The following is a 9,543-nucleotide window of genomic DNA, read 5'->3' as shown; positions in this document are numbered from 1 at the left end:
AGGAATGGGCCGTGTTTCAAACGTTCACGCCCGAGGCGATGGCCGCCTGGCTGCTCGCCACCGCGCAACAGGTGCAGTTGCGCAAGTACCGCAAGCATCCACGTGGCCCGAAGAACACGGCTCCACCTCGCACCCATGATCCGAAAAAGCCGCATGTATCCGTCGCGCGATTGCTCGCGCAGCGTCAACAGCCCAAGACGCCCCCCCTGAAGCGGGGGGCGGCATCCGACGATTTGCCACGAATCGTGACCTTCACAGCCATGAACTAGCCTTAAGGACACGTTCAGCACTGTGAAAGCACTGGATTGCATTAGTCGCCACATAAAAATTTCGCCCGACTTGGCAGCGAGCCAACCCGGCAGTCCTGCAACGTATATCGAGCCAACTTTAAATGATCACTGTTTTTCTGCTGTTGGTTGTACTGGTTCTGCTACCATGGCCTTGGTACGTTGTAGCTTCAGTGGCTGGGATGGGTGTGCGTCCGGTGTTGATTGGGGGTGGGGTTCTGATACTTTACGGTGCCGCTCGATGGCGACTGTTATTAAAGCCAATTAATATTAAGTTAATGTTATCTTTTTTTGCTATATATTTTGTCTGGCTACTTCCACTTACCTATTACGAAAATCCGCATTGGGATGTCGCGAAACTCCTCGGTTTTGGTGTTCATGCTTCGATTGCTTTTATCTTGGCGCGGATCTATCTGCTAGCGACTCTAGATTCAAGTTGGCGCTTTTATTGGCCGATTGTTGCAGTCCTTTTTTTATTTTCCAGTGTTGCTTCTTTCTACTATGCGTTTGGCACTCTTGTTGCCGATTCTCAAATCGAGAACTCCACAGATTTTATTCATCGGGCTCTATATGGCGAAGGAGTTTTTAGTGACCCGGAGGCAGCCAAAGGAATCCGTCATACGATGGCTATTGTCCCCGTGCTTCTTCTTGGTATGGTTTTTCACAATTATGATAGCCGCAGGCTGTTTGCTATACTGGTTTCTTTGTCTTGTGTATACTTGATATTCTTTTCTTTTAGTCGGTCTGCCTGGCTTGCATTGCTTTTGCTTGCTTTTCCGATCGCTCGATATTTGATTGCTAGCGCGAGAGATCATTTTGCTCTAGCGATTTTATCCGCTCTTGCGTTCGTGGGAGGGTTGGTCGTTTGGTCGGTTTTGTTTCCGGAACAGTTTTCCTGGGTGCTAAGCATTGTTGGTGATCGGGTCTCGGATGACCGGTCGACTTCGGGTCGGATTGGTATTGTAATATATCTTCTAAGTTCGATGTCTTTTATCGAGTTATTGATTGGTTACAATCACTTTGACTATGGTAGTCCGCATAATTTAGTCCTTGATGCATTGATTCAGTCCGGTGTGCTGGGAGCGTTAAGCGGGGCTTTTCTCCTACTCTATGTTGGTAAGATATATCTCGGCGGCCTCTATCGGACGACTTTTGATTCGACTGCGGCAGCGGTCTTTGTAGCACCTGCTCTTGTTCGTATGGTGACCGCTGGTAGTGGTATGCTCCACCTCGCGGAACTGACAGGTCTATTTATTGCGATGAATCTGAATTGGAGTGCTAGTCTCAGGGCGAGGCTTGTAAAAAAGTAAATACGCCGGAAGGATAGGTGGGGTGATAAGTGCGTCAATAGAATTGCGAGTGCTGAATAGAAACTGTCAAAGTTAATTGCAAAAAATGAAATCCATACAAATCAATATTTTATAAAATTAAAATCATCAAAAAATGTGAATTAGTCGCTACAAATAATTCTGTAGAGGTATAGCTGTTTCATTTAACATGAGGACGCCGGGATCGCTTCATTAATATAAATAAATGATTTTAAATCACTTTAAATTTTAAAGAAGATTCTAGCGTCTCCATGACAGGTGAAATATCTATACTTAGGGTGTTTGCAAAATAGCCTGGCGGATTGATTTGAATGCCTTTATTGTGTCCCCTTCGGGATGGTTAAAATCCCCAGCTTCAGCTGGCAGCTTCGAGCATGCAGCCGTATCTTTGGTAGATGAAAGAATACAGAAGAGGAAGCCACTCGGTCTTTCAGCTCCACGTCCATCTGATGTGGTGCACGAAGTATCGGAAAAAGGCCCTGAAGAAAGACGTTGGAACGAGGCTACGGGAGTTGTGTCGGCAGACATGCTCGGACATGGGTGTCGAAATACTGTCCGGAGTCGTCTCTTGAGATGGCCTTGATCATCGTTTCGCCCAAAACCCTAAATTATGGTAGGGTATCGCAAAACATACCAATATAAATCAGCGTGTTACGCCTGTGCTTCAGCCGTCAGTCCCGCAGGTGGACCAATCGATGATCAAGGCCCTTGAGATCATGTCCATGTGCTGGTGTCCATCCCACCTCAAGAGTCGGTAAGTAAGTTGATCCAGAAACTGAAGGGAAGGTCGTCCTACAAGTTGCAAAGGGAATTTGCATCTCTGCGGAAGCAATACTGGGGTCAAAGGATGTGGGCGAAAGGATATTTCGCCTGTAGCACCGGGAACGTAACCGATGAGATGATCCAAGCTCGACTTTGGCCATTTTCCCCGGCTGGCAATCTCTTTTTTGTCAAGAGTTTACGATGCGTGAAAAAATTAACGAGGGGTCCAGTTTCGGCGTTCGGGCCTTCCGACCTCCTCTAATTTTCAGCCCTCACGATACTTCAAGCCGTTAGCTTTCTGGGAGACTGCCAAAATGGCCAAAGTCGAGCCAAGACTACATCAAAAATCACGTAGAGAAAGAGGACGACTTTCATCTCGAGTAGGACTTCCAGTCTTGCCCTTAAGCCGCCTTGGGGCGGTTGGCTTGTAGCTGGCTTTAGCCTGAACAGCACTTTCAGTGCGCACTTCAAGCTACCTACTTGCACTAGGTGGTTAGCTTGACTGCTTTCGGAATAGCTTCCTTGAGGCATTGGCCAGCCAGCAGATGTCTGCTAGGTGTATAGGTCAGTGGGCGCATTCTTGTGATTGGAGGCCCGAACGCATTGCCCTGTGATGTGGGCGGCGGCTTTGGAGGCGAGGTGGCAGCATGGTGATGCATACCAGGCCCAAGGTGCTTTCCTTGGCCAATAAATTGGGTCGCACTGTCTGGGGCGTTGTGTGGTGGCTTCTCTATCGACCCAGTCCTAGCATTTTGCACGGGTGGAGGCGAATCCTTCTGAGGGTATTCGGCGCGAGGATCGGACGAGGCGCTCACCCCTATCCATCGGCGAAGATCTGGGCTCCATGGAACCTGGTGATGGGTGATTTTAGCTGTTTGAGTCACCACGTGGATTGTTATTGCGTGGACCGCATCTCCCTAGGGCGAAATTCCACTGTCAGTCAGTATAGCTTTCTCTGTACCGCGAGTCACGATTACACGAAAGAGACGATGCCGCTCATGACGGCGCCGATCACGGTAGGAGCGGATGCCTGGATTACCGCGGACGTCTTTGTCGGCCCGGGTGTTACGATCGGTGATGGCGTGGTGGTGACTGCGCGCTCGAGCGTATTCGATGATCTGCCGTCTTGGACAGTGGTCCGTGGTAATCCCGCTGTTTTTGTTAAGGTGCGACGTTTCGAGCGCTCTTGATGATCTCGGAAGCTAATGGATTCGCTGACAAGCCGCGCTTGCTTGGCAGTTTTTGCTATGTTCCGAGGGCAGAGCGTTTTCGAGTGTTGAGGAGTGAAGGTGATTTAATTGCTATTGTGTAAAATTTTTCAACAATTCGGTTACAGGTCGCTTTTAGATCAATAAATAATGATGTTTCGAAAGCTGTGAAAATTTTTGCTATCGTTCTGACTTTTAACGAGGCGCGACATCTGAGGCGTTGCATCGCTAGTTTGGAGACTGTCGCTACTGATATCCTCGTGGTTGATAGTTATTCAACGGACGAGACGCTGGAGATTGCAAGAGCCTGCGGGGCTCGGGTCGTCCAGCACGCTTGGATGAGTCATGCAGCTCAGTTCAACTGGGCACTCACTCAGCTTGACTCCGATACCGACTGGGTGATAAGGCTGGATGCTGATGAATATTTGACACCCGAGTTGATCGAAGAGTTGTCTGACCGTTTGCCTGTAATCGGTCCGGAGATCGACGGTGTCTATTTTAGTCGTCGGATGACTTTTCAGCGGCGAATGATTCGGCATGGTGGCGTATTTCCGGTGCGTGTGCTTCGCATGTTCCGTTATGGGCGTGGGCGGTGTGAAAATCGTTGGATGGATGAGCATATCAAGGTGGAAGGAGGTGTTTTGGATCTTGATGGTGAGTTGATCGACGATAATCTAAATTCGCTCACTTGGTGGACTGCAAAGCACAATAGTTATGCTAGTCGTGAAGCGATTGATTTGTTGAATTTGGAATATGAATTTATGCCTCGGGACTCGGTGGCTAGTCTCCGTGGCGGCAAGCAGTCGGGAGTCAAACGCTGGATCAAAGAGGAGGTCTATGCGCGCTTTCCGCTTGGCTTCCGGGCGTTCGTCTATTTTTTTTATCGCTATTTTCTTCGACTTGGTTTTCTCGACGGAAAGGCGGGAACGGCTTTCCACTTTTTGCAGGGATTCTGGTATCGATATTTGGTCGATGCAAAAGTCACGGAGGTGAAGCGGCATATGCAGCTTTCTGGCTGTGATGCGGCTCAAGCGATCGAGCAAGTTCTGGAGGTTTCGATTCGGGGCCAATGAATCTTTCCTTGATCACTGCATGCTACAACAGTGCTTCGACTCTGGGCGAAACGCTGGAATCGGTGCGATTCCAACGCGACGTGTCGCTTGAATATCTTCTGATCGACGGCGGATCTTCCGATGGAACGTGTGCTCTGATTCAGCGTGAGGCGTCGAGGCAGTTGACAGTGGTGTCAAGATGGCTTAGCGAGCCGGACGATGGGATCTATGATGCCCTCAATAAGGGCATTCATTTGGCGACGGGCGACGTCGTGGGTTTTCTTCACGCCGATGACGTGTTTGCCCATGAGTGCGTGCTGCAGCGGGTTGCGGCTTGCTTCGAGGATCCCTCCGTGACAGCCTGTTACGGAGATTTAGAGTACGTTTGGCGAAATGATTCGGCTTCGGTGGCTCGATATTGGCGGGCCGGAGAGTTCGATGTTGGGCGACTTCGGCGAGGCTGGATGCCGCCGCATCCGACGCTCTATGTTCGGCGGGCATGGTACGAGATCCATGGCGGATTTGATGTGAGCTACAAGATTTCTGCCGACTATGACTTGGTTCTGCGTTTGCTATCATCTCGGCCAGAGAAAGTGATCTATCTGCCTGAGGTTTTAGTGCGCATGCGCACGGGCGGTCTCAGCAACGGTTCGCTAGGCAATATCCTACGCAAATCCGCCGAAGACTATCGAGCCTTGCGGACGAATCAAATCGGTGGTTGGGGCGCACTCGTGTGGAAGAATCTTTCCAAGCTGGGTCAATTCGTTTCGCGGTAGAAGCTAGGTCTGCCATGAACTGAGGCATATTGCTCGGACGGTTAGGGGGAACGAGCTGCCTGGCTGTTTGTTAAGCTTTGGAGTTTGAGGCGCCGGGATTCTACTGTTCCGGTGGTGCCATATGCCTTCAATCCCTACGTTATTTGTCTCCGAATCTTGTCTTGGGAAGCTGCGTGTCTTTAGATGGCTAAATCCATGGATGCTAATAACATTAAGTCGAACCTTGGTGGATGTTGGAAGTTTGGCGCCGCGTGCTGGTTACTGCTGATAGCCACGCTTGCTGTGCTTTTGATCGTATTTTCCGGCGGCCTCGCTTCAATGATGTCCGCTTGGCGTACCGACGAGTACAGTCATGGTTACATGCTTCCTCTGGTCACGGCCTTTCTCGTTTGGCAGAAGAGCAGCCTACTTGCGCAGATGTCGTTTAGGTCGAGCTGGTGGGGTTTTCTTGTTACCTTGCTCGGATTAGTTTTTTACGTTGTAGGTGAATTGGGTGCCCTATACACGATAATTCAATATGGTTTTCTTATCACCCTTGCTGGTGTGCTGCTTGCTTTGTTAGGCTCGCGGGCGTTTAAGATTATTCTTCCTGCCTACCTGGTTCTTCTTTTTACGATTCCCTTGCCCGCTTTTCTCTATAACAATCTTTCGTCTCAGCTTCAGCTAGTATCGTCCCAGCTTGGAGTTGGAGTGATTCGTCTGGTTGGCATTTCGGTGTTTCTGGAAGGAAACGTTATCGATCTCGGAAATTATCAGCTTCAAGTCGTCGAGGCCTGTAGCGGCTTGCGCTATCTTTTTCCGTTTTCCGCGCTCGGCTTCATTGCGGCCATTCTATTCCGTGGCGCCTTCTGGAAGAAGGTCATCTTGTTCGTTTCTACACTCCCGATCACGATATTGATGAACAGTTTTCGTATCGGTGTCATCGGCGTCTTGGTCGATCGAGCGGGCGTCGGGATGGCTGAGGGGTTTCTGCATGACTTCGAGGGTTGGATCGTCTTTATGGCCTGTGCTGCGATTCTGGTTGCGGAGATGTGGCTGTTGGCCCGCATCGGGCCGGATCGGATTCCATTCTCCGAAGCCTTTGCAATTGAAGGGCCGGAGCCCTTGCCGGAGGGGGCAACGCGGGCGCGCCGACGCCTGACACCTTCTTTCTATGCTGTCCTGCCTTTGTTGGTCATGGCTCTGGGTGTTTCGGTGATGCTTCCGAATCGTGCGGAAGCGGAACTCAAGCGGGCGCCGTTCGCGCTTTTTCCCTTGGACATTGGCGAGTGGCACGGCAAGGTCGGCGTGCTCGAATCCATCTACGTCGATGCCTTGAAGCTCGACGATTATCTACTCGTTGATTACTCGGATGCTCAAGGGCAGACGCTGAATCTTTACGCTGCCTACTACGAATCTCAGCGTAAGGGAGCCTCTGCGCATTCTCCCAAATCCTGTTTGCCTGGGGGCGGCTGGCGAATTCAGGCGCTTTCGCAGTGGGAGGTGCCGGGAGTCAATCCAGATGCTGAGCCTTTCCGGGTAAATCGTTCGCTCATCCAGATGGGTGACGAGCGACTCCTTGTTTACTACTGGTTTCAGCAACGTGGACGGATCATTGCGAATGAGTATCTTGTGAAGTGGTATCTATTCTGGGATGCCTTGACGCGAAACAGGACGGATGGTGCTTTGGTGCGGATCACAACGGCTGCGCCTTTGGGCGATAGCATTGAGGAGAAGGATCAGCTTGTGGCTGATTTTATCCGTGTCATTGAGCCGCGGTTGGAGCGCTTCGTTCCGAACTGAGACTTGCGGTGCTGCGAAGGTGCCTGGGGAGGACGCCTTGATTCTTGGGCGGATGTCGTCAGGGGCGAGGCGTTGCAATTTGTCTTTGGTGTGACTTGTATGAGAGATGGCTGACCGCCACTTTGGAGCGGGGCGGATGCCTGTGGTGTCCGCCAGTGGTTGCGGTTTGGGGCCGCAACCGTTATTTCAACACGATGAGGATTTAGATGACTCCTGGTTTCGCGAAAACGACGGTGACTGCGGCGATGGTTGCGGTTCTTGTATCGGGGTGCGCATCCGATGGCTCTGGGATGACGGAGACCGGCAAGGGTGCCGCCATCGGAACCGCTGGCGGTGCTGCTGCTGGAGCGCTGATCGGTTCGCTGAGCGCAGATGCGGGTAAGGGGGCACTGATCGGTGCTGTGGGTGGGGCGCTGGTCGGGAGTATGGTCGGTGCCTACATGGAGGAGCAGCGGCAAAACTTCGAGAAGGTGCTCGCGCCGGAGATTGCGAGTGGGGCCATTGTTGTTCAGAAGTTGCCAGATCATCAGATCCTTGTCCGGATGACTGGTGCGACTGCCTTCGCGGTGGATTCGGATCAGATCCAGCCGGCCTTCTACAGCACCTTGGATAAGATCAGCGGCGTCGTGAACAAGTATGGTAAGACGCAGTTGGCGGTCTCTGGTCATACAGATAGCACCGGCTCCGCTGAGTACAATCAGAAGCTATCCGAGCGTCGCGCGGCCTCGGTGGCGAGATACCTTGAGAATCAAGGGGTTTTGCCGCAGCGGATCTATTCAGCTGGCTATGGGGCATCTCAGCCTATCGCGACCAACGATACGGAGGCGGGGCGCAGGCTCAACCGGCGTGTCGATATCCTGATCATGCCGATTACGTCGGAAAGCTAGAGACAGGTTTCGGCGCGCGAGGGTGTGATTTCGCAACGTCAGTCGCCTTCTGAAGTCTAGAGACGAAAAACGCGGCCATCGGCCGCGTTTTTCGTTTTTCGGGAGCTTGCTTCAGCTCATTGGTCGTCCGAGCTGCCCATGCATTGCTCTGACTCAAACCACATCACGTTGATGATGCCGAGGGCTAGGGCCAGTAGGACACCCAGTATCCAAGCGAAGTACCACATGGCTTTTCTCGCGATTTGATCTTTGACTTGCACTGGTCGGCCGTGGTGACCAACCAGTGCGATGGCTTTCTAGCAGGGTCAGTAGGCCAAATGGTCCTGAGCCTCGATCTCTTCGACGGTCACGCGCCGCCACATCTTGGTGTAGGTCCAGGTGGTGTAGGCGATGATCAAGGGTACAAAGATGACGGCGGCCCAGAACATCACCGACAAGGTGAGGTGGCTTGAGACGGCATCCCAGGCGATGAGGCTGCTGTTCGGATTGGTGCTCGACGGCATGATGAAGGGAAACATGGCGGCGCCAGCCGTCATGATCACGCCAGTCAGTCCCAAACTGCTTGCGGCCAAACCCCATCCTGGGCGATCGGACATTGAGGCCAGGATGGCCAAGCCCATGCCGCCAAAGCCCAGAAGCGGGAAGAGCAGTGTCCAGGGATAGGCGGCGTAGTTAGCCAGCCAGGCACCGGAATCGCGAACGACTTCTTTGGTTAGGGGGTTCGGTGTGGCATCAAGCGGTGGCATGGAGACGACCCGATAGCCATCAATGCCTAAGCTGAGCCACACACCAGCGATTGCAAAGGCGACGATGGTTACCAATCCGGCCTTCTTTGCTATGACCTTCGAGCGCGTGGCGATCGGTTCGGCTGTGCGCAGCTGGAGCCAGATGGCGCCATGCATCACCAGCATTCCAAGGCTGATGACACCCGCCAGCAAGGCGAAGGGGTTCAGGAGGCCAAAGAAGCTGCCGCTGTAATAAGGGCGCAGCAGATCATCCAGATGGAAGGGGACACCTTGCAGCAGGTTGCCGAAGGCGATGCCAAATACCAAGGCAGGCACGGCGCCTCCGACGAAGAGGCCCCAGTCCCAAGCATTGCGCCAGCGCGGATCGGCAATCTTGCTGCGGTAGTCGAATCCCACCGGTCTGAAGAAAAGCGCGAAGAGTGCGAGCAGCATCGCGAAGTAGAAGCCGGAGAAGGCCGACGCATAGACAAGCGGCCAGGCGGCGAAGATGGCCCCGCCCGCCGTGATCAGCCACACCTGATTGCCGTCCCAGTGCGGGCCGACGGTGTTGATGATGACGCGTCGCTCGCTGTCGGTCTTGCCGAGGAAGGGGAGCAGGGTGCCGACACCCATATCCAGGCCGTCGGTAACGGCGAAGCCGATGAAGAGTACGCCGACCAGTACCCACCAGATGAATTTCAGGGTTTCATAATCCAGGATCATCATGTTTCTCCGG

At 52.6% G+C, this 9,543-nt stretch carries 10 protein-coding genes and 1 pseudogene; 9 read left to right on the top strand and 2 right to left on the bottom strand.

The features are described from left to right. The 9 genes and pseudogenes from G3480_RS10875 to G3480_RS10835 form a co-directional block, all read left to right on the top strand. A pseudogene (locus G3480_RS10875) lies at nucleotides 1-269 on the top strand (hypothetical protein); the annotation flags it as partial. A 122-nt stretch (nucleotides 270-391) separates the two neighbouring features. Beyond that, nucleotides 392-1,597, top strand: a complete 1,206-nt coding sequence (locus G3480_RS10870; protein WP_164653911.1) for a hypothetical protein — start codon at nucleotides 392-394, stop codon at nucleotides 1,595-1,597. Between the two features lie 413 nt (nucleotides 1,598-2,010). Continuing rightward, a complete protein-coding gene (locus tag G3480_RS29490; RefSeq protein WP_164653910.1) occupies nucleotides 2,011-2,187 on the top strand; it encodes a transposase in 177 nt (58 codons plus the stop codon). A 152-nt stretch (nucleotides 2,188-2,339) separates the two neighbouring features. Continuing rightward, nucleotides 2,340-2,639, top strand: a complete 300-nt coding sequence (tnpA, locus tag G3480_RS29485) for an IS200/IS605 family transposase (protein WP_164653909.1) — start codon at nucleotides 2,340-2,342, stop codon at nucleotides 2,637-2,639. 640 nt (nucleotides 2,640-3,279) lie between these two features. Next, entirely contained in the window at nucleotides 3,280-3,567 is a 288-nt protein-coding gene (locus tag G3480_RS27855; RefSeq protein ID WP_206171660.1) for an LbetaH domain-containing protein, read from the top strand. 185 nt (nucleotides 3,568-3,752) lie between these two features. Further along, on the top strand, nucleotides 3,753-4,658 hold the full coding sequence (locus G3480_RS10850; protein ID WP_164653908.1) for a glycosyltransferase: 906 nt from the start codon (nucleotides 3,753-3,755) through the stop codon (nucleotides 4,656-4,658). Next, a complete protein-coding gene (locus tag G3480_RS10845; RefSeq protein WP_164653907.1) occupies nucleotides 4,655-5,413 on the top strand; it encodes a glycosyltransferase family 2 protein in 759 nt (252 codons plus the stop codon). Before G3480_RS10850 ends, G3480_RS10845 begins: the two co-directional genes overlap by 4 nt. A gap of 195 nt (nucleotides 5,414-5,608) precedes the next feature. Then, the gene (gene xrtD, locus G3480_RS10840) at nucleotides 5,609-7,195 is read left to right on the top strand and encodes a VPLPA-CTERM-specific exosortase XrtD (protein WP_240905747.1); all 1,587 of its coding nucleotides are present in this window, start codon (nucleotides 5,609-5,611) and stop codon (nucleotides 7,193-7,195) included. A 206-nt stretch (nucleotides 7,196-7,401) separates the two neighbouring features. After that, complete coding sequence (locus G3480_RS10835; RefSeq protein ID WP_164653905.1) at nucleotides 7,402-8,082, top strand: YiaD family glycine zipper/OmpA-like lipoprotein; 681 nt, start codon at nucleotides 7,402-7,404, stop codon at nucleotides 8,080-8,082. Nucleotides 8,083-8,198: 116 nt separating this feature from the next. Here the strand turns inward: G3480_RS10835 and cydX are convergent, their stop codons facing one another. Both cydX and cydB read right to left on the bottom strand, forming a co-directional pair. Continuing rightward, nucleotides 8,199-8,309, bottom strand: a complete 111-nt coding sequence (cydX, locus tag G3480_RS10830; RefSeq protein WP_164653904.1) for a cytochrome bd-I oxidase subunit CydX — start codon at nucleotides 8,307-8,309, stop codon at nucleotides 8,199-8,201. A gap of 78 nt (nucleotides 8,310-8,387) precedes the next feature. Further along, nucleotides 8,388-9,530 (bottom strand): cytochrome d ubiquinol oxidase subunit II, encoded by a 1,143-nt coding sequence (cydB, locus tag G3480_RS10825; RefSeq protein ID WP_164653915.1) that lies wholly within the window; start codon nucleotides 9,528-9,530, stop codon nucleotides 8,388-8,390. Between the last annotated feature and the right edge of the window lie 13 nt (nucleotides 9,531-9,543).

It is taken from the genome of Thiorhodococcus mannitoliphagus, from assembly GCF_010915725.1.
Classification (GTDB): domain Bacteria; phylum Pseudomonadota; class Gammaproteobacteria; order Chromatiales; family Chromatiaceae; genus Thiorhodococcus; species Thiorhodococcus mannitoliphagus.
This window is presented reverse-complemented; position numbering and strand designations above follow the sequence as displayed.

Bases quoted from the DNA above. Each gene is read 5' to 3' on its own strand.
- G3480_RS10870 (WP_164653911.1), top strand. From the start codon at position 392: ATGATCACTGTTTTTCTGCTGTTGGTTGTACTGGTTCTGCTACCATGG.
- G3480_RS29490 (WP_164653910.1), top strand. From the start codon at position 2,011: ATGAAAGAATACAGAAGAGGAAGCCACTCGGTCTTTCAGCTCCACGTC.
- G3480_RS10845 (WP_164653907.1), top strand. From the start codon at position 4,655: ATGAATCTTTCCTTGATCACTGCATGCTACAACAGTGCTTCGACTCTG.
- xrtD (WP_240905747.1), top strand. From the start codon at position 5,609: ATGGATGCTAATAACATTAAGTCGAACCTTGGTGGATGTTGGAAGTTT.
- G3480_RS10835 (WP_164653905.1), top strand. From the start codon at position 7,402: ATGACTCCTGGTTTCGCGAAAACGACGGTGACTGCGGCGATGGTTGCG.
- cydX (WP_164653904.1), bottom strand. From the start codon at position 8,309: ATGTGGTACTTCGCTTGGATACTGGGTGTCCTACTGGCCCTAGCCCTC.
- cydB (WP_164653915.1), bottom strand. From the start codon at position 9,530: ATGATCCTGGATTATGAAACCCTGAAATTCATCTGGTGGGTACTGGTC.